Genomic DNA, 21,118 nt, shown 5'->3' on the forward strand with positions numbered 1-21,118 from the left:
CTAAGCGCGAAGCCAACTTCAAGATAAGATTTCCCACCGTAAGGGTAAGACCCCAGGAAGACTACCTGGTTGATAGGTCGAAGGTGTAAGTGCAGTAATGTATTTAGCTTATCGATACTAATAGGTCGAGGACTTGACCAAATAAATGATTCATTCTAAATGATATACAGTTTTCAGAGTATTAACTCTAAAAAATAAAGATTATGTGGTTATTATAGCAAAGAGGATACACCTGTTCCCATTCCGAACACAGAAGTTAAGCTCTTTAGCGCTGATGGTACTTGGGGGGCGACCCCCTGGGAGAGTAAGACGTAGCCACGTAATCTTTTTTTATATTTAAAATTGTATTAAAAGTTGCTAAGAAAAATATTCTTGGTGACTTTTTTTATGCTTAAGGATATTAGTATACTTCATTTTCTATGGATAACTTGTGAAAGTAAGTTATATCAATAAATTTGTTTTGAGCATAAAAAACATTTTGAGCAACAGATGAAGTCGTTGGCGACAGGAGTGAAGCGACTTTTTTATTTAAATTAAAAACTAAATAATCAAAATATAATATTTGGAGAAACTAAAAAATAAGGATTTATTATTTAGTCTTATAATGCTAAGTGATTATAGATAATTATTGTTATGATGATAATTTCAACTAAATTATCTTTAAAAATTTAGAATAAGATTTTATTCTAAATATCAGCAAAGTAAATAAACAAAGGAAGCTAATTGCCAAGGAGTGAGGATAGTGAGAAAAATTGCAGTTATTTTAGTCATTATAGGAGCACTTAACTGGGGTGCAATAGGTGTTTTTGGAGTTGATTTACTAGGAAATGTTTTTGGTGGAACTTATGAAGTTTGGAGCCGAATGATATACTTTACAATAGGCATAGCAGGATTATATTTATCTCTTACATTTGGACAATTAATAAATGATAATTCTTGAGAACATCTAAAAACCGTTGATATATATCAACGGTTTTTAACTGCAATATTTAAGCGTAATTTTAATTAAATTGATATAAGTGTAATTAAATGATTAAATATAGATAGTGATAAAAATAAGGAGATAATTAATGAAAACTACAATTATAGATCAATTAAAAGAGATAGTAGATATAGATTTGATATCGTTTCATGTGCCAGGGCATAAATTAGGTAAAGTTTACGAAAATTTAGGATATTCAAATGTAGTAAAAAATATATATAAGATGGATACAACTGAAATATCAGGTACTGATAACCTTCACTCTCCAGAAGGAATAATAAAAGAATCTCAAGATAGAGCATCGAGGGTTTTTAAAAGTGATAGGACTTATTATTTAGTAAATGGAAGTACTTGCGGTATACAAGGAGCTATTATGGGAGTATGCTCGCCTAAAGATAAAATTATAGTTAACAGAGATTGCCACCAATCGGTTATAAATGCATGTATTTTGGGTGATATAGAGCCTGCATACATATTACCTAAAATTAATAAAGAAACAAATATTTTAGAAGGTGTAGATGTTCAAGAAGCTTTAAATACGATTGATGAAAACTCAGATGCTAAAGCAATATTACTTACATATCCAACTTATTATGGAGTTACATATGATTTAGAGCAGGTTTGTAAATATGCTCATGATAAAGGCTTAATAGTTATAGTAGATGAGGCTCATGGATCGCATTTAGGTTTGAGTAGTAAGCTACCAAAAACAGCATTAGAACAAGGTGCAGATATAGTTATACAAAGTACACATAAGACTTTGCCTTCATTTACACAATCATCTATGATTCATATTCAAGGTGACAAAATAGATACTAATAGAATAAGTTCTATATTAAGAATTATAGAGTCTTCAAGCCCATCATATTTACTTATGTCATCATTAGATTTAGCCGTTGATATATATGAGACAAAAGGTAAAGAATTAATGGATGAGCTATTAATGAATATAGAAAGTTTTAAAGATAAAATAAAAGATAATAAATTAATAAATATATATAATGAACATGATAAAACAAAAATATTTATATCGTCTAAGAAGCTAGGTATTACAGGATATGATTTAGATACAATTTTAAGAGATGAACATAATATACAGGTAGAGTTAGCAAATTATTATGGAGTATTATTAATATGTACTATTGGAAATGATAAATCAGACTTTGAGAATATGGTAGATGCATTAAATAATATTAGCGAAAGATATTCTTCAAATAAAATGATAAATCATATAGAATATCCAATGATTATACCGGAAAAAGTATTAAATCCTAGAGAAGCATTTTATAAGGATAAAAAAAATGTTAAAATATATGATAGCATAGGAGAAGTATGTGGTGAGTATATAATTCCGTATCCTCCAGGTATAAGCTTACTTTCTCCAGGAGAAAAAATATCAAAAGAAATAATTGATTATATATTATTATGTAATAAAAAAGGAATGAATATAAGTGGAATAAAAGATTACAACTTAGAATTTATACAGATTGTAAGAGACTAGATGAAATATACGGAGGTGAAAATAATTAAATGGAGGAGTTAAATAAATTATTCCATTTAATTAGAATATAAACATGAACGGAAAGTTAATAATCATAGAAAGTGGATCAGATGCAAGCGGAAAAGCTACTCAAACTAAAAAATTATATGATAGACTTAAAAAAGATGGGTATAATGTAAGAAAAGTAGAATATCCAAACTATAAGTCAGAATCATCTGCTCTAGTAAAAATGTACCTTAATGGTGACTTTGGAAAAAATCCATCAGATGTTGATCCATATGTAGCATCTACGTTTTTTGCGGCAGATAGATATGCATCATTTAAAACGGAATGGGAGGAATTCTACAAGCAAGGTGGAATAATACTTGCTGATAGATATACAACGTCTAATATGGTGCATCAAGCGTCTAAAATGGACAAAGAAGATAGAGACAAGTATTTAGATTGGCTATCTGATTATGAATTTAATATGTATAAGATACCAAAACCAGATTGTGTTGTATTTTTAGATGTACCTATAGAGTTTAGTAAAAAACTTATGGAAAATAGAAAGAACAAAATTACTGGAGATTCAAAAAAAGATATTCATGAAAGTGATATAAAGTATTTAGAAAAATCTTACAATAATTCTTTAGATATTGCAGATAAATATAAATGGAACAAGATACAATGTGTAGAAAAAAATTCGTTAAGAAGTATAGATAGTATACATGAAGACATTTATAAAATAGTTACAGAAAGTATAAAGTCTGTGGAGAGGTAAATATGTATTTTAGAAATATAATAGGGCAAGAATTTGCTAAAAAATATTTAACAAATTCTATAAACAATAATAAGTTAAGTCATGCCTATATGTTTGAAGGTATAGATGGAATAGGGAAAAAGAAATTAGCTGATGAGTTATGTAAAATATTATTAAATAGTGAGAATATAGATAATAGCCCAGATTATATAAATATATATCCTGATGGAAATAGTATAAAAATAGCTCAAATAAGAAAGCTACAAACTGATATAATTATAAAACCACATAAGGATTATAAGTTATATATCTTAAATGATGCAGAAAAGATGACTATAGAAGCTCAAAATGCATTATTAAAAACATTAGAAGAACCACCAGAATATGCAATAATGATCTTAATTACAAGTAATAAAGATGCTTTATTAGATACTATAAAATCTAGATGTGAGATATTAAAATTTTTACCAATATCTTTATTTGATTTGAAGGAATACTTAATAAAAACAGGGGTAGAAGAGCAAAGGGCACAATTATTAGCTACATTTTCAAGAGGCAGTATAAAAAAAGCTTTGGAATTATCCGAATCCGCTGAATTTGCTGTTATGAGGGATGACATACAGTCATACATACAAACTATACTTGATAGGAATATAGTTGAGATACTAGAAATACCTGGTCAAATGGATAAATATAAGTCTGAAATAATAAATATATTAGATATGGTAATAAATTATTTCAGGGATATTATGCTTTTAAAGGAAAAGGTAGATAAAAGTATGATAATAAATTCTGATAAGATAACATTTGTTCAAAATATGGGCAAAAAAATTAGTTATTCTCAAGTATCTAAGATTATTGATATAATAGAAGAAACAAAGAAAAAGATACGAAGCAATTGTAACTTTAATATCAGTATACAAGTGATGGCTTTGAATATATATGAGGTGATTAAATGATAAAGATAGTGGGTGTTAGATTTAAGAGTGCAGGTAAAATATACTATTTTGACCCTGTAAATTTAGAGGTTGAAAAGAATCAAGATGTGGTAGTAGAAACAGCTAGGGGATTAGAGTATGGAACAGTAGTTGTTGGGCCAAAGGAAATAGATGAAAATGAATTAGTGTCACCATTAAAACCAATCATAAGAATAGCAACACCTGAAGATACAAAGACATATCTTGAAAATAAAGAAAAGGCAAAAGAAACATTTGAATTATGCCAAAAGAAAATTAAAGAGCATGATTTAACTATGTTTTTAATAGACTGTGAATATACATTTGATAGAAATAAATTAATATTCTATTTTACAGCGGAAGGTAGAATAGATTTTAGGGAATTAGTAAAAGATTTAGCTGCAATATTTAAAACTAGAATAGAACTAAGACAAATTGGAGTAAGAGATGAAGCTAAGTCAATAGGTGGATTAGGACCATGTGGAAGAAGTTTATGTTGTTCATCTTGGCTAGGAGATTTCCAACCTGTATCAATAAAAATGGCTAAAGATCAAAGTTTATCTCTTAATCCAACTAAAATTTCAGGTATATGTGGAAGATTATTCTGTTGCTTAAAGTATGAGCATGATGTATATGCAGAAGCAATAGATGTAATGCCTGTAGTAGGATCTATCGTAAAAGTTGAAGAAGGAAAAGGAAAAGTAATAGAAATAAATCCATTATTAGAACAAGTTAGAGTTGAATTTAATGATAAAACTATAAAAATATACCACAGGGAAGAGGTAAAAATTTTACATGAACCTAAGAAATGTGGAGGATGTATGAATTTAAGAGCAGAGGGTCTAGATGAAGCTACTCTAAGGGAATTAAAAAAATTAGAAGACTAAAAAGTTTTAAATAAAAAATTAAGGGGGTAGGAATTTTCCTACCTTTTTACGTGTAAATTAGACAAAAGTAAATTATAATAATTATTATTAGTCGTAGATAAAAAATGAACTGTAATAATAAAAAGTATTATATGCAAGACTCAAATTAAATAAAAATTTTAAAAAAGTTACTTAAATAAAAAATACAAAGACAGTAAAAATATATGCGTAAAGGAGATTTAAATGGATATACAATTAAAAGAAACAGAAAGAATAGATGATTTACAGTTAAAAGGATTAAAGCTTATACAAGATACTACTGGATTTTGTTTTGGTATAGATGCTGTACTATTGGCTAATTTTGCTAAGGTGAAAAGAGGTGCTAATGTAGTTGATTTAGGTACTGGAACAGGTATAATACCAATATTAATAGCTGGAAAAAGCGAAGCTAAGAAAATAGTAGGAGTAGAAATACAAGAAGAAGTACATGAAATGGCTACTCGTTCTGTAAAATTAAATAATTTAGAAGATAGAGTTCAAATAATAAATGCAGATATAAAAACCATAGATAAGAAATTAGAAGTTCATGGATATCATGTTGTAACTTCAAATCCTCCATATATGCATGAAGGAGGAATAAAAAATCCTAATGATAAAAAGATGATTTCAAGACATGAAGTTAAATGTACATTAGAAGATGTTATAAGAGCAGCATCAAGGCTTACGATGCCAAAAGGCAAATTTTATATGATACATAGACCTATTAGATTAGTAGATATATCTACATTAGGAAGAAAGTATAATTTAGAACCTAAGCAAATACAATTTGTACATCCAAGATCAGGTAAAGCACCAAACTTAGTTTTAGTTGAATTTGTTAAAGATGGAAGACCAGAATTAAAAATATTAGATCCATTATATGTTTATGGTGAAGATGGAAATTATACAGATGAAATAAAAGAAATATATGCAAATGAAAATATAGGAGAGTAATAATGAGTGGAAAATTATATATATGTCCTACACCTATAGGAAATTTAGAAGATATGACTTATAGAACAGTAAGAATACTAAATGAGGTAGATGTAATTGCAGCAGAGGATACAAGACATAGTATCAAACTTTTGAATCACTTTGAAATTTCAAAACCTCTTACAAGTTATCATGAACATAATAAAGATTCTAAGGGTGGATATTTAATAGATAAATTATTAGATGGTGAAAGTATAGCACTAATAAGTGATGCGGGTATGCCAGGAATATCTGATCCAGGAGAAGATATAATAAGACAAGCTATAGAAAATAATATAGAAATAGAAGTACTACCAGGAGCAACAGCATCTATAACAGCACTAGTTGGATCAGGTATAGAGACAGGTAAATTTGCTTTTGAGGGATTTTTAGATAGAGATAAAAAAGTTAGAAGAAAACAGTTAGAAGAAGTTAAAGAAGAAACAAGAACAATAATATTCTATGAATCGCCACATAGGTTAAAAGAAACATTAAAGGATATGTTAAATATATTAGGAAATAGAAAAATAGCTTTAAATCGAGAACTTACAAAAAAATATCAAGAAATAATAAGAGAAGATATAGAGACGGCTATAAATATATTTAATGAAAAAGAAGTTAAAGGTGAATTTGTATTAATAGTCGAGGGATTTAAAGGTGAAAAAACTATTAAAAATAGTTACGAAGAACTTAATGAACGAGAATATGTAATAGCTTTAATGGAAGAAGGAATGACTAAGAAAGATGCTATAAAAGCAGTGTGTAAAGATAGAAAAATAACAAAAGATATAGTATATAAACAAGTATTAGATTTATAAAATAGAAAATCTGGGGTGACTTATAAATATGAAACTACAAAATATATTAAAAAACAGTTTATGCAGTGAAAGTACCTATGATAAATTAATAGAATTAGATAAAAACTTAATACTAATAGATATTATACCTCAAATTGAAGATATGAAAAAAGTGGGAGAATGTAAATATCATGTAGTTAATGCGTACGAACATTCCTTAAATGCGTTAAAAGAGTTAGAAGAAACTATTAATAAAGATAACTTTTTTTCTAGTCACTTGTCTGAAAAAATCGAATCGTATTTAAATGTAGCATTAGAAGAAGGAATTACAAAATTTCAATTATTAAAATTGGGTGTATTTTTACATGACATAGGTAAGCCTGCAAGCAAAACCGTTGATGATACAGGTAGAGCTCATTTTAGAGGGCATGAAATTGTAGGAGAAGAGATTTCTATTAATTTGGGGGAGTCTTTAGGATTTAACGTTAATACAATTAAATTGCTTGCTAAGTATGTTAGATATCATATGATATTATTAGGACTTTATAAAAAAAATGATCTGAGCAAAGATAATTTATTTGAGATATTTAAAACGCTAGACGATGATATTATTGGAGTATTATTGTTAGGATACTGTGATATAGTATCGACTAGAAAACTTTTAAATCCTAGTGAGGATTCAGGAGTTATAAAATCATATATGGAATATGTATTAACTAATTATTTATATAGATATAAAAGACAATAAATATATAGTTAGTTAAATTCTATATTAAAAAATTCAAATAAATAAAATAGGTGTCTACAATAATATTTATTATTGGTGACACCTATTTTATTTATATTTAAAAATTACAATATAGATTTAGCCTGTATAGGTGTTGATAGTATAACCGAAGTCTTAGTTGAGCCTATTTTTTTAATAGAATCTATAACGTTTTCAAGTTCGTACATATCTTTAACTATAACTTTTAATACGGAACAGTCATCACCAGTTATATGATGGCATTCAACTATTCTAGGATCTCTACGAGCCTCATCTATAAAATCAACATATTTGTTGCTAGGTAAAGAGATATGAATAAATGCTTTTATAACTCTACCTAGGGCATCAGGATTAACTATAGCTTTATAGCCTTCTATGATACCTGACTCCTCTAATCTTTTAACTCTTTCAGAAACAGCAGGAGATGTTAATCCAACTATCTTTCCTAAATCTTTCATAGAAATTCTACCATCAGTTTGAAGTATTTCTATAATTTTGTGATCTGTAATATCCATTTTTAAATCCCCCTTAATTAAGATAATATTTATAAGAATTTTTTAGAATCTATCATTGTAGTTTTCAAACTCCAAAGTTCATGAGATAAGTCTACTTTATAAGTCTGAGGATTTGAAAGCCTTCTATATTCATCCCATAAAGTATCTAATTCATTTTTTACATATTCTCTTATTTGCATAACAGGCTTACTCTTATGTTTACATACACCATTTATAAATAAAGGTTTATGAAGCTCTTTAATTGTATACTTTTCAAATGTTTTAGATTTCCAAGTATATAGCGGATGGAATATTGTTAATGGCTTAGAATCATCAATAGATTCATCGTGTAACATTATTAAATCTGCCTCAGATTTTCCATATTCATTGTATATTCTAACAACTTTTTTATAGCCTGGATTATTTATTTTTTCAGGATCTTCTGATAGTTTTATTTTAGGTTCAATTTCATCATTATCATTAAATGATGCAGCTAATTTATATACACCACCTAAAGATGGTGAATCAGAAGATGTTATAAGTTTTGTTCCAACGCCCCATGAATTTATAGTTGCACCTTCAGCTTTAAGAGCAGTTATGGCATACTCATCAAGGTCGTTTGAAGCTGTTATACTAATATCTGTAAATCCTTCTTTATTTAATTCTTTTGAACATTTCTTAGATAAATATTGTAAATCTCCAGAGTCTAGTCTTATACCCATAGGTTTATGACCTTTTTCTCTAAGATCTTTAAAAACTTTAATAGCATTAGGTAGACCGCTATTTAATACATTGTAAGTATCAACTAGTAGTAAACACTTATCTGGATATATATCAGCATAGGCCTTAAATGCATCTAATTCAGTATCAAATTTTTGTATCCAACTATGAGCTTGCGTACCAACTACAGGTATATCGAATAATTTTCCAGCTAGTACGTTAGCAGTTGCATTACATCCTCCTATCATAGCAGCTCTAGCCCCATAAGTTCCTGCATCAGGACCTTGAGCACGTCTTAATCCAAATTCAAATACTGGATCATCTTGGGCTGCAAAACAAACTCTAGAAGCTTTAGTAGCTATAAGTGATTGGAAATTAACAATCGTAAGTAAAGCGGTTTCAATAAGCTGAGCTTGATATAATGGTGCCTTTACAGTAAGTATAGGTTCATTAGGGAACATGATAGTTCCTTCTTCAACCGCGTATATATCTCCGGTAAACTTAAAATCTTTCAAAAACGTTAAAAAATTATCAGAAAATAAGTTCAAACTTTTAAGATATTTTAAATCTTCCTCTGAAAAATGAATGTTATTTATATATTCAACAAACTGTTCAATTCCACAAACTATAGTGTATCCACTGTTGCATGCATTTTTTCTAAAGAACATATCAAATACAACAACATCTTCATGTATATTTTTTTCGAAATATCCATTTAACATAGTAAGTTGATATAAATCAGTAAGAAGCGTTAAATTTCTCATTATATTTCTCCTTAATATAAAATTATAAAATTTACTTTTACTACATAAGTTTACAATAAATCCATATGTATAAAAAACCCCACATATATACTAAAACATAATATAGTACAACTTTCAAGTATAAAGTATCACAGTATAAGCATAAAATTATTTAGGAGGGGGAGATTGAATGGGAAAAATATGGTTTTATATGCTTGCAATAGGAATATTAGGAAGTATATTTTCTAATAATTTAGGAGAATTAAATAAAGTTATTCTAACAGAAGCATCAAGGGGTGTAGAGTTTGCAATAAGTTTAGCCGGTGTAATGGCACTATGGATGGGGATAATGAATATAGCTAAAGATTCAGGATTGATTGAAAAAATTGGACAAAAACTTAATCCACTAATGAGAAAATTATTTCCATCTATTCCTCCAGGTCACAAGGCAATGTCTTATATGGTTATGAATATAGCTCTAAATATGGTAGGGGCAGGTAATGGGGCTACAGCATTTGGATTAAAAGCGATGGATGAGCTTCAAACATTAAATCATAAAAAAGATACAGCATCAAATGATATGATAATGTTTCTTGTGATAAATATATCATCCATACAATTAATACCATTTACTATGTTAAAAGTAAGAATGGATTTAGGATCACAAAATCCATCAGAAATTATATTAACCACATTATTTGCAACAATAGTATCAACAATAGTCGCTATAATTACATGTAAGATGCTTGAAAGTAGAAGGAGGTATAGATAATGGAATTATTTTCTAATATACTGGTACCTTTAATAATTTTATATATAATAGTTTATGGTAGATATAAAAAAATAGATATATATGATAGTTTTATAAAAGGAGCAATAGATGGATTAAAATCGGCTTGGTCTATAGCACCGTATATAATAGGAATATTTTTAGCTATAGGAATTTTTAAAACAGGAAAAGGAATAGAGATGTTGGAGTTTTTATTCAAACCTATAGCTAATTTAATGAGCATACCAAAGGAGCTTATTGGGTTGATTATAGTCAAGCCTTTATCTGGAAGTGGCGCTCTTGGTATGTATACAGAGTTAGCTCAAAGGGTAGGTGTTGATAGTCTAGTAGAAAAAATGGGTTCTACGATAGTTGGTGCTTCAGAAACAATATTTTATACAATGGCAATATATTATGGAAGTTTAAAAATAAAAAATACACGACATACTTTGCCTTGTGCTATGATTTGCCATATAGCAGGCGTAATAGCATCAGTATTTATATGTTACATAATGTTTGTATAGTAATGAAATAGTAATAAAATAAGATAATCTACACTAATTTATAAATTTTTATATAATTAGTATTAAATAGTAACAAAAAATGAGTTATAATAATATGTATAAAATATATTAATTTAGTAAAATATAGAAACATATAGAAGCGAAGAAGAGAAGAGTAAATAAGGATTTTTTCTACAGAGAGCTAGGGTAGGTGAAAGCTAGTGTAAAATGAATTATTGAAGATGGCCTCGGAGCTTTTTATCCGAATAATAGTATTATTACTATTTTTAAGATAAAACGATTAGACCCGTTATAGTCTACTAAGATATCTAACAAGTATACATTTTAAAATGTTTATTGTAGAACATTTTAAAATTATAATACATATTTGTCCAGATAAATTAGGGTGGTACCGTGATTAATCTCGCCCCTATGCTTTATAGGAGGCGAGTTTTTTAGTTTAAATAAAAATAAATCGAGATATTAGGAGGCAAAATAATATGACAAAGCCAAGTTTTTATGTAACAACACCTATATATTACCCAAGTGGTAATCTTCATATAGGTCATACTTATACAACAGTTGCAGCAGATGCAATAGCAAGATTTAAACGTTTCTGTGGATATGATGTAAAGTTCTTAACAGGAACAGATGAACACGGAGAAAAAATACAAAAAACTGCTAGAGAAAAAGGTATGACAGAGATAGAGTACTTAGATGGAATGATAGCAGATATACAAAAATTATGGAACACTATGGATATATCATATGATGATTTCATAAGAACGACACAAGATAGACATAAGATTATAATACAAAAAATATTTACTAAATTATATGAGCAAGGTGATATATACAAAGGTGCATATGAAGGAAAATACTGTACTCCATGTGAAAGTTTCTGGACAGAATCTCAATTACTAGAAGGAAATAAGTGTCCAGACTGTGGAAGAGAAACCTACGATGCTAAAGAAGAAGCTTATTTCTTTAAGTTATCTAAGTATGAAGATAGATTAAGAGAATTATTTGCAGACCCTAACTTCTGTTTCCCAGTATCTAGAAAAAATGAAATGGTTGCTAACTTCTTAGACAAAGGATTAGAAGATTTATGTGTAACTAGAACTACTTTTGACTGGGGTATAAAAGTTCCATTCGACGAAAAACATGTAATATATGTTTGGGTAGATGCTTTATGTAACTATATAACAGCTCTTGGATACATGAGTGAAAATGATAGCGAGTATAAAAAATTCTGGCCTGCAAATGTTCATATAGTAGGTAAAGAAATAATGAGATTCCATACTATAATATGGCCAGCTATACTTATGGCATTAGGCGAAGAAGTGCCTACACAAGTATACGGACATGGATGGATATTATTCGATAATGATAAGATGAGTAAATCAAAAGGTAATATAGTGTATCCAGAACAAATGATAGAAAGATATGGTGTTGATGCACTTAAGTACTTCTTATTAAGAGAATTTGCATTTGGTCAAGATGGAAACTATACTCATAGAAACTTTGTAACAAGACTTAACTCAGATCTTGCTAATGATTTAGGAAACTTAGTAAGTAGAACGGTAGCAATGGTAGAAAAATATAATGGTGGAATAATACCAATGTCTAAAGCAACTACTGAATTTGATGCAGATTTAAAAGCAGTTGCTAAACTTTCAGTGGAAAACTTTGAAAATGAAATGAATAAACTTCAATTTAATGAAGCATTAGAAAGTGCTTGGAAATTAATAAGAAGAACTAATAAATATATAGATGAAACTATGCCTTGGGCTTTAGCTAAAGATGAATCTCAAAAAGATACTTTAGACACAGTACTATATAACTTATGTGAATCTATAAGAATAGTAGCTACACTTATAAATCCAATAATGAATGCTACTGCTAAGAAGATATATACTCAATTAGGAGTAACAGATGAAAATATGATGACTTGGGAAAGTGTTAAAACATTTGGACTTATAGGTGAGAATACAAAAGTTCATAAAGGAGAAGCTTTATTCCCGAGATTAGATATAGAAAAAGAAGTAGAAGAGCTAAACGAGTTATTCTCAGAAAAGACAGAAGAAGCAAAAGAAGAACCTATAGATCATAAAGAAAATATAACTATAGATGAATTAGATAAAGTAGAGTTAAGAGTTGGTAGAGTTATAAGCTGTGAAAAGCATCCAAAAGCTGACAGATTACTAGTATCTCAAATAAAAATTGGACCAGAAACTAGACAAATAGTATCAGGAATAGCTAAGTGGTACAAGCCAGAAGATATGGTTGGTAAAGATGTTGTAGTAGTATGTAACTTAAAACCAGTTAAATTAAGAGGTGTAGAATCTCAAGGTATGATATTAGCAGCTGGAAATGATGGAGATGACTTAGTTGTTCCAGTAGCAACAGGTGCTAAGGATGGATGCGAAGTTCGTTAATCAGTTAGGAGTGTAAAAAATGTTATTTGACTCACACGCACATTTAAATGATGCAAGATTTGATGAAGATAGAGAAGAATTAATAAATTCTTTAAAAGATAAGCAGGTAGATTTAGTTCTAAATCCAGGTGCAGATATAGAAAGTTCTATAACTAGTGTAGAATTAGCTAATAAATATGACTTTATATATGCAGCAGTTGGAGTACATCCACATGATGTAGGAGAACTAGATGATACGGCTATAGATACTCTAAGAAAGCTTGCTACTGAAAATGAAAAAGTAGTGGCAATAGGTGAAATTGGATTAGATTATTATTATGATAACTCGCCTAGAGAAATTCAAAGAGAATGGTTTAAAAAACAAATAGAATTAGCTAATGAACTAAAATTACCTATAATAATACATGATAGAGATGCACATGGAGATACTTTTGAAATAATAAAAAATACTAAATCTCCTGAAATAGGATGTGTACTTCATTGTTATAGTGGAAATGTAGAACTCGCTAAAGAGTATATAAAAATGGGATGTTACATTTCTATTCCGGGAACAGTTACTTTTAAAAATAATAAAAAAACTAGAGAAGTAGCAAAAGAAATACCTTTAGAATATTTATTAATAGAAACGGATTCTCCATATATGGCACCAGAGCCGCATAGAGGAAAAAGAAATGACCCATCATTAGTTCAGTTTGTAGCGGATAGAATAGCTCAAGAAAAAGGAATTTCTTATGAAAAAATATGTGAAGCTACAAAAGAAAATGCAAAAAAATTATTTAATATAAAATAGTTAATAAAAAGTACTAGTTAAAAGCTAGTACTTTTTTTATGTTTGAAAAATTATGATACTATTTAATTTGAAAAATTATTAAGTCTGGTGACCGATAAATAATGTTGTAATAAATTATTGCCACTATGAATATAGATTATAGAAAAGCTTTTATAGGCTTTTATTTACTAAAGAGAGGGAGAGGTTATTATGGGTGTTAAAAATACATTCAAAGGTCCTATACTACTTATGTTAACAGCGGGTACAATAGTATTAGGAACATACTCTGGAATAAACAAAGAGATATCATTAACTTTAGATGGACAAACTATTAAATATGATACTATTTCAAATACTGTAGAATCATTTTTAGTTAATAAAAAGATAAATGTGCCACAAGGAAGTAGAATAGAGCCTAATTTAAATACAAAACTAACTAATAATATGGATATAGAAATAATAACTAAGTTTTCTGTAAATATAAAAGATGGAAAAAAAGTGTTAGAGCATGAAACTAATAAAAAAACTGTAGCAGAAGTATTAAAAGAATGTAGTATAGAGATTACTGATAAAGATGTATTAAGCAAAGATTTAGATCAGAAAATAAATCCACAAGATACTATAGAAATAACAAGAGTTAGTGAAAGCATAGAAAAAGAAGTTAAAGAAATTCCATTTAAGATAAAAGTAGTAGAGGATAAATCATTATTAGAAGGAAAATCAAAGACTAAAACACATGGAAAAAAAGGAAAGGTAGAAATATCATATAAGATATTATGTAAAAATGGAGAGATAGTATCAAAAACTAAAATAGATGAAAAAATATTAGAAAATCCTCAAAATGAAATAGTTAAGAAGGGGTCATTAAAAACAAGTACTGTTTAAAAATATAAAATAAAAAATAACTATTATTAAAATAAAAGCTATAGTGCATAATTGTACTATAGCTTTTATTTTTCTTGATAAAATTACGTAAAAAACGTAAAATATAAAGATGAAGTTAAGATACGAGATTAATAATATATAAAAAGGTGAAGTAATAATGATAAAAGAAATAATAGTTGTAGAAGGAAAAGATGATGTTACTGCTGTAAAAAGAGCAGTTGATGCAGAACTTATAACTACGGGTGGATTTGGATTTCCAAAAGGTGTTATGGAACGTATAAAATCAGCACAAAAAAGAAAAGGCGTAATAATTTTTACAGACCCTGATTTTGCAGGTGAAAAAATAAGAAAAAAAATAGCCGCAGAAGTGCCAGGATGTAAGCATGCATTTTTACCAAGAGAGGAAGCTAAAAAAGATGGAGATATAGGAATCGAAAATGCTACTCCAAAAAGCATATTAGCTGCTCTTGAAAAAGTAAGAACTGAAAGTACGGATAAAAGAGATGAATTTAAGCAAGTAGACTTAATTAGAAATGGACTTATAGGAAATGAAGATGCATCTATAAGAAGGGATGAATTAGGTAAAATACTTGGGATAGGATATGGAAACGCAAAACAATTTTTAAATAGATTAAATAATTACGGTGTAACTAGAGAAGAATTTGTACAAGCTCTAGATAGAATTTAAATTATTGATTATTTAATTTAGTAACAATTTTAATTTTATTACTTTAATTAATAAAAAATAAGAATAGGAGAAAATACATGGATAGACTTTCATCACATAGAGCAACCAAAGGTGTTGTTGAAAAGCACGGATTTAAATTTTCAAAGTCTTTAGGACAAAACTTTTTAATAGATGATAATGTAATTGATAGAATATTAGATGGCGCAAGACTTTCTGAAGGAGATAAAATAATAGAAGTTGGACCTGGAATTGGTACTTTAACTCGTGAGATGGGTAAAGTGGCTGATAAAGTTGTTGCTATAGAAATAGATAGATCTTTAATACCTATATTAAAAGAAACTTTAGATGAATTTGATAATATAGAAGTAGTAAATAAAGATATATTAAAGGTAGATGTACAAGAGTTAATTAAAGAAAAGTTAAGTGGAGGACCAGTAAAATTAGTAGCAAACCTTCCATACTATATAACAACTCCAATAGTTATGAAATTTTTAGAGGAAGATATACCAGTAACTGATATAGTGGTTATGGTACAAAAAGAAGTAGCAGATAGAATGAATGCTGGACCAGGAACAAAAGACTATGGAGCATTATCAGTAGCTGTTCAATATTATTGTGATACTGAAATAGTGGCAAAAGCTCCAAGACATATGTTTATACCACAGCCAAATGTAGACTCAACAGTTATAGGTCTTCATGTAAGATCTGAAAAAAAATATCCTGTTGATAGTGAAGAAATATTCTTTAAAACAGTTAAAGCGGCATTTGGTCAAAGAAGAAAAACTTTACTTAACGCATTAAGTGGTTTAGGATTTTTAACTAAAGACGAGATAAAAGAAGTATTAGCACAGGCTGATATAGATGAGAAGAGAAGAGGAGAAACTCTTACGATAGAAGAGTTTGCCACTCTATCAAATAAAGTAAATGCAAAGGTACCTTCAAAATAGAAGGTACTTTTTTTATGCATATAAACATATACTATCTAGAGAGATTATGTTAAGGGGGGGAAGAGAGATGGCTTCTAAGAGAAAATTCAAAAGGGATTATATAATCCTTGAAGCTAAAGACACTAATTTTAGATATAAAGAACGCATTTTACCTAAAGCATTTGCCAAGGTAGAAATAAATGATGAAAAGTCAATAGTATCATTATATGTAGAAAATCTTAAATGTGTAAAAGATGGTTATAGAGTTGTTGCCATACAAAGTGACTATGAAACTTTAGACTTAGGTAAAGTTGTCTTAAGTGAACAAGGAAAAGGTGAGTTCGTTTTAAATCTAGACAAAGATGATATAGAAATAAAAGGTATAGCACTGTTATATGAAAAATCTGTTCCACTAATAGGGTTTAAAGGTAGTAAAATAGAGAACTATGAAGAAATACTATTTACGGGTGAAGATGAATATGATGAAGATGAGTATGAAGAGTATGAAGAAATAGAATATATAGAGATAGACGATGAAGATGATATACAAGAGTATGAAGAAATAGAGTATATAGAAATAGATGAAGACGATGAATACGAAGAGATAGACGATGAATATGAAGAGATAGATGATGAATATGAAGAAATAGATGACGAATATGATGATGATGAAGTAGAGTATGAGTATGATGAAGAAGGCGATGAAGAAGAATATGAAGAATATGATAATGTAGAAGAAACTATAGAACGTAATATATCTCAACAAAATCAACATGAAATTCAACAACCAAAATCAAAACAGCAATCTAGAAAAAATACAGCATTAAATAAACAAAAAAAACCTAATTACGAGCCACAAAGTAAATATACAAATGTATCACAAGAAAGTAAATCTAACTCAAAAACAGCTGGAGCATTATTAATGCCAAGGCAAATAAAAAAAGGACTAAAATATTTCAATGAAGTTAAGCCTTTTGTTACAAGAGATATAGATGATACTAGATGGTGGAAGATAGAAATAAGTCCAACTACATTATGCGGATATACAATGCCTTATCTTGGTTATGTTAATTCATTAAATTACACTATGTATAGTGATGCGGTAATGCAATCTTATAAATATAGACATTATTTATTTGGAGTTCAGTATGATGAATATAACAAGAGAAAACACTATATATATGCAGTGCCAGGACATAAAAATGAGCAACCAGACAAAGGTCATACAGGATTTACCACTTATCAACCATGTGATACAAGAAATGATAGTTTAGGATATTGGTTATGCTTTATAGACTCTAGAACTAGAAGAATAACAAAATAACTAGAATAAATTGCCTTTAGTCTTGCTAATATAATGACAATGCTCTAAAATATATAAGTATATAGATATTATTATGTTATTTAGGGAGGCAATGTCATGATAAATAAGCAAAGACTTATAGATGAATTTTTAGAATTAGTACAAATAGATAGTCCATCTTCACATGAGGGGGAAGTAGCAAAGGTTTTAGTTAAAAAGCTTGAGGAAATCGGTTGTGAAGTTGTGATAGATGAAGCTGGCGTAAAAGCTGGTGGAGAAACTGGTAATGTTATAGCAACATTAAAAGGAAACAGAGAAGGTAAAAAATTATTATTTAGCTCACACATGGATACAGTTAGCCCAGGTGTAGGAATAAAACCTATAATAGATGAAGCTAAAGGTATAATAAAGAGTGATGGGACTACAGTATTAGGTTCTGATGATAAAGCTGGTATAGCAGCTATATTAGAAGCATTAAGAAATCTTAAAGAAAATGATATTAAGCATCCTGACATACAAGTTGTATTCTCAATATGGGAAGAAGGCGGTTTATTTGGAGCTAAGTACTTAGATTATTCTAAGCTAAATGCTGAATATGCATTTGTATTAGATAGTGGTGGATCTCCAGGAGAAATAATAATTCAAGCACCTGCTCAAGATGTTATAAATGTTAAAATAACAGGAAAACCAGCTCATGCAGGTCTTGAGCCAGAAAATGGAATAAGTTCAATAATGGTAGCTTCTAGAGCAATAGAAAATATGAAGTTATTAAGAATAGATGAAGAAACTACTGCTAATGTAGGTATAGTTAAAGGTGGAATAGCAACTAATATAGTTATGCCAGAATTAGAAGTAGTAGCAGAAGCAAGAAGTTTAAGCGAAGAAAAATTAGATGCTCAAACTAATCATATGGTAGAAACATTCAAAAAGGCTGCTGAAGAATTTGGAGCTAAAATAGAAATAGAAACTAATAGAGCATATGCACCTTTCACTGTAGAAGAAAATGATGAAATAGTTGCACTTGCTAAAAAAGCTTTCTCTAACATGAAAATAGAAGGACACACAGCTTCTACAGGAGGAGGAAGTGATACAAATATATTAAATAAAAATGGAATCAAAGCAGTTAACTTAGGTATAGGTATGAAAAATGCTCATACATTAGAAGAGTATATAGCTATAGAAGACTTAGTTAATTCTGCAATAATGGTTTCAGAATTAATAAAAGAAGCATAATATTATATAAATATTGTATAATAAAAAATCACCTAGCAGTTGCTAGGTGATTTTTCACGTTTATAAGGATTGATAATCGGTATTAAGAGTAAAATGTATCCATTACCAGATGAAATTAGTTTTTTGGTTAAATTATCAAACAATGGATATAAGTTTAAGAGTGAATAAAATATTAGAAAAATCTAAATCTAATATAAAAATTAAATTTTAATTTGCAATAATGGAGGATATTAAATTGGAGACAAGATATGATGAAGCTAATAAAGTAACAATACAATCAATAATATGGAATATTATTTTAACATTTATTAAGATAGTTGCAGGAGTATTAGGTAAATCTAGTGCGATGATTGCAGATGGATTACATTCTGCATCAGATATAATAAGCTCAGTCGGAGTATTAATAGGAAATTATATATCATCTACACCTCATGATAAAGAGCATAACTATGGACATGAAAAAGCTGAAACTTTGGTATCATTTGTACTATCATTACTACTTATATTTGTATCATTAACAATAGGTTTTGAAGCAGTTAAATCTTTATTTAACCTAGATAAACTTCAAGTTCCTACAGTTTTACCATTGATAGTTTCTGTGATATCTGTATTGATAAAAGAGTATCAGTATAGAATAACAATTAAGGTAGCTAAAAAAATAAATTCACCAGCATTAAAAGCAGATGCATGGCATCATAGATCGGATGCATTATCATCAGTAGCAGCATTTATAGGAATAGGTGGATCTATGTTAGGATTTAAGGCATTAGACCCACTAGCATCTGTGGCAGTAGCATTATTTGTAGCCAAGGTTGGAGCAGATATACTTAAAAGTTCAGTAAATGAACTTATGGATTTATCAGTAGACGATGAACAGACACAACAAATTAAGCAAATAGCGAAAGAAACAAAAGGAGTTTTGAATTTAGGTGATATGAAAACAAGAAAACATGGCGCTATGGCATACGTAGATTTAACTATTTGCGTGGATGGAAACTTAACAGTTAGAGATGGCCATGATATTGCTCATATGTTAGAAAAGCATATAATTAACGATATGGAGTTTGTAAAAGGGATAACTGTGCATGTTGAACCATGTAACAATTGCCTAGGAAATATGTGTATTAAATAATTACATCTTACAAAATCCTTAGAAAAGTAATATAATTATTCTATAATTATATAGCTAAAGGGGGGAATTTAATGGCTAAAAAGAGAAAAATCAAAAAAAGTATGCTGTTTGCAATAGGACTGGTATTATTTTTTATAATATATTTTGTGACATTTAACTTTGCGAGTAAGATGGAAGTTACAAAATCAGATCCAGTTGAATCAGAAAATCAAGAAGAAGATACTAGACCATTAATAAACCAAATAAGTACAAAAGAAAAAATATATCTATCTCACAAAGATAGAGAGAGTGTAAGAGTAGAATCTGAATACTGGGAGAAAGTTAAAGTATTATTTAGTGAGTTTTCTAAAATTAGAAAGCCTGGATCATACGATCCTATATACAGTGGGCATTCTGATGATGGTGTAAGATTTTCTACAGATTTAAATTATTTTAGAGTTTATACAGTTAGTAAAGAAGAGTACTATAAGGTTCCTGTAGAAACTAAAAATGAACTTGAAAAATTATTAGGCGAAAGTATATACTTATCATTTGATTTTGTAAAACAATATAAAAGTTGGAAAACTGTAGAAATAAGCTATAATAATGATGTTAAAAAGGTTCATAAATGGAAATTTGATGATCTTTCTTATAAAATGGGATCTAAAAGAATTGTAGGAAAAGTTCAACCAGAAAAAAGTAAAGAAAGAAGTAAGTATAATTTTAAAATATCTATCCATGGAGAGTATTATGATACTACTATAGAAACTATGGGTAAAGATTATGTGAAAATTACTGCAGGTTCAGGTAAAGAGAAAGCACAAGCTTATTATGAAGTTCACACAGCTTTATATGATTATTTACTAAATGATATTTTTGAGCTTGAATCTACTAAAAAATAAAAAAGAGTATAAG

21 protein-coding genes and 2 rRNA genes are annotated in these 21,118 nt (G+C 28.8%); 21 read left to right on the forward strand and 2 right to left on the reverse strand.

Annotated elements, in window-relative coordinates:
• From BLP75_RS16300 to BLP75_RS16345, 10 genes are all read left to right on the forward strand, one after another.
• Window positions 1-141, forward strand: a 23S ribosomal RNA gene (locus tag BLP75_RS16300); the annotation flags it as partial.
• Between the two features lie 63 nt (window positions 142-204).
• A 5S ribosomal RNA gene (gene rrf, locus BLP75_RS16305) occupies window positions 205-321 on the forward strand.
• A 421-nt stretch (window positions 322-742) separates the two neighbouring features.
• Window positions 743-940 carry a DUF378 domain-containing protein gene (locus BLP75_RS16310; protein WP_170139040.1) on the forward strand — a complete coding sequence of 66 codons (198 nt, stop codon included), beginning with the start codon at window positions 743-745 and terminating at the stop codon, window positions 938-940.
• A gap of 130 nt (window positions 941-1,070) precedes the next feature.
• Complete coding sequence (locus BLP75_RS16315) at window positions 1,071-2,483, forward strand: aminotransferase class I/II-fold pyridoxal phosphate-dependent enzyme (protein ID WP_092727609.1); 1,413 nt, start codon at window positions 1,071-1,073, stop codon at window positions 2,481-2,483.
• 73 nt (window positions 2,484-2,556) lie between these two features.
• Window positions 2,557-3,246 carry a dTMP kinase gene (locus BLP75_RS16320; RefSeq protein WP_092727610.1) on the forward strand — a complete coding sequence of 230 codons (690 nt, stop codon included), beginning with the start codon at window positions 2,557-2,559 and terminating at the stop codon, window positions 3,244-3,246.
• 2 nt (window positions 3,247-3,248) lie between these two features.
• The gene (locus BLP75_RS16325; RefSeq protein ID WP_092727611.1) at window positions 3,249-4,184 is read left to right on the forward strand and encodes a DNA polymerase III subunit; all 936 of its coding nucleotides are present in this window, start codon (window positions 3,249-3,251) and stop codon (window positions 4,182-4,184) included.
• Window positions 4,181-5,068 carry a PSP1 domain-containing protein gene (locus tag BLP75_RS16330; RefSeq protein WP_092727612.1) on the forward strand — a complete coding sequence of 296 codons (888 nt, stop codon included), beginning with the start codon at window positions 4,181-4,183 and terminating at the stop codon, window positions 5,066-5,068. The genes BLP75_RS16325 and BLP75_RS16330 overlap by 4 nt, the downstream gene beginning before the upstream one ends.
• A gap of 222 nt (window positions 5,069-5,290) precedes the next feature.
• Window positions 5,291-6,040 carry a tRNA1(Val) (adenine(37)-N6)-methyltransferase gene (locus tag BLP75_RS16335; protein WP_170139041.1) on the forward strand — a complete coding sequence of 250 codons (750 nt, stop codon included), beginning with the start codon at window positions 5,291-5,293 and terminating at the stop codon, window positions 6,038-6,040.
• Between the two features lie 2 nt (window positions 6,041-6,042).
• Window positions 6,043-6,876 carry a 16S rRNA (cytidine(1402)-2'-O)-methyltransferase gene (gene rsmI / locus BLP75_RS16340; RefSeq protein ID WP_092727613.1) on the forward strand — a complete coding sequence of 278 codons (834 nt, stop codon included), beginning with the start codon at window positions 6,043-6,045 and terminating at the stop codon, window positions 6,874-6,876.
• A 28-nt stretch (window positions 6,877-6,904) separates the two neighbouring features.
• Window positions 6,905-7,603, forward strand: coding sequence for an HD domain-containing protein (locus tag BLP75_RS16345; protein ID WP_092727614.1), 699 nt, complete (start codon window positions 6,905-6,907; stop codon window positions 7,601-7,603).
• A 104-nt stretch (window positions 7,604-7,707) separates the two neighbouring features.
• Here the strand turns inward: BLP75_RS16345 and BLP75_RS16350 are convergent, their stop codons facing one another.
• Window positions 7,708-8,136: an Lrp/AsnC family transcriptional regulator gene (locus BLP75_RS16350; protein ID WP_092727615.1), complete on the reverse strand. Its 429-nt coding sequence runs from the start codon at window positions 8,134-8,136 to the stop codon at window positions 7,708-7,710.
• Window positions 8,137-8,165: 29 nt separating this feature from the next.
• On the reverse strand, window positions 8,166-9,599 hold the full coding sequence (locus BLP75_RS16355) for a nicotinate phosphoribosyltransferase (protein ID WP_092727616.1): 1,434 nt from the start codon (window positions 9,597-9,599) through the stop codon (window positions 8,166-8,168).
• Between the two features lie 169 nt (window positions 9,600-9,768).
• Between BLP75_RS16355 and BLP75_RS16360 the strand changes: the two genes are divergently transcribed.
• From BLP75_RS16360 to BLP75_RS16410, 11 genes are all read left to right on the forward strand, one after another.
• A complete protein-coding gene (locus BLP75_RS16360; protein ID WP_092727617.1) occupies window positions 9,769-10,350 on the forward strand; it encodes a nucleoside recognition domain-containing protein in 582 nt (193 codons plus the stop codon).
• Window positions 10,350-10,871, forward strand: a complete 522-nt coding sequence (locus tag BLP75_RS16365) for a spore maturation protein (RefSeq protein ID WP_092727618.1) — start codon at window positions 10,350-10,352, stop codon at window positions 10,869-10,871. The genes BLP75_RS16360 and BLP75_RS16365 overlap by 1 nt, the downstream gene beginning before the upstream one ends.
• 479 nt (window positions 10,872-11,350) lie before the next feature.
• Window positions 11,351-13,288 carry a methionine--tRNA ligase gene (metG, locus tag BLP75_RS16370; protein WP_092727619.1) on the forward strand — a complete coding sequence of 646 codons (1,938 nt, stop codon included), beginning with the start codon at window positions 11,351-11,353 and terminating at the stop codon, window positions 13,286-13,288.
• Window positions 13,289-13,307: 19 nt separating this feature from the next.
• Window positions 13,308-14,078, forward strand: a complete 771-nt coding sequence (locus tag BLP75_RS16375) for a TatD family hydrolase (RefSeq protein WP_092727620.1) — start codon at window positions 13,308-13,310, stop codon at window positions 14,076-14,078.
• Between the two features lie 189 nt (window positions 14,079-14,267).
• Complete coding sequence (locus BLP75_RS16380) at window positions 14,268-14,942, forward strand: G5 domain-containing protein (protein WP_092727621.1); 675 nt, start codon at window positions 14,268-14,270, stop codon at window positions 14,940-14,942.
• A 157-nt stretch (window positions 14,943-15,099) separates the two neighbouring features.
• The gene (gene rnmV / locus BLP75_RS16385) at window positions 15,100-15,630 is read left to right on the forward strand and encodes a ribonuclease M5 (RefSeq protein WP_092727622.1); all 531 of its coding nucleotides are present in this window, start codon (window positions 15,100-15,102) and stop codon (window positions 15,628-15,630) included.
• Window positions 15,631-15,707: 77 nt separating this feature from the next.
• Complete coding sequence (gene rsmA / locus BLP75_RS16390; protein WP_092727623.1) at window positions 15,708-16,577, forward strand: 16S rRNA (adenine(1518)-N(6)/adenine(1519)-N(6))-dimethyltransferase RsmA; 870 nt, start codon at window positions 15,708-15,710, stop codon at window positions 16,575-16,577.
• A gap of 67 nt (window positions 16,578-16,644) precedes the next feature.
• Window positions 16,645-17,880, forward strand: a complete 1,236-nt coding sequence (locus tag BLP75_RS16395; RefSeq protein WP_092727624.1) for a hypothetical protein — start codon at window positions 16,645-16,647, stop codon at window positions 17,878-17,880.
• Between the two features lie 96 nt (window positions 17,881-17,976).
• On the forward strand, window positions 17,977-19,092 hold the full coding sequence (locus BLP75_RS16400) for a M20/M25/M40 family metallo-hydrolase (protein WP_092727625.1): 1,116 nt from the start codon (window positions 17,977-17,979) through the stop codon (window positions 19,090-19,092).
• Between the two features lie 235 nt (window positions 19,093-19,327).
• Complete coding sequence (locus BLP75_RS16405; RefSeq protein ID WP_092727626.1) at window positions 19,328-20,224, forward strand: cation diffusion facilitator family transporter; 897 nt, start codon at window positions 19,328-19,330, stop codon at window positions 20,222-20,224.
• Between the two features lie 71 nt (window positions 20,225-20,295).
• The gene (locus tag BLP75_RS16410) at window positions 20,296-21,105 is read left to right on the forward strand and encodes a hypothetical protein (protein WP_092727627.1); all 810 of its coding nucleotides are present in this window, start codon (window positions 20,296-20,298) and stop codon (window positions 21,103-21,105) included.
• Window positions 21,106-21,118 lie beyond the last annotated feature (13 nt).

Source organism: Romboutsia lituseburensis DSM 797, assembly GCF_900103615.1.
In the GTDB taxonomy this organism is placed as follows: Bacteria; Bacillota; Clostridia; order Peptostreptococcales; family Peptostreptococcaceae; genus Romboutsia_F; species Romboutsia_F lituseburensis.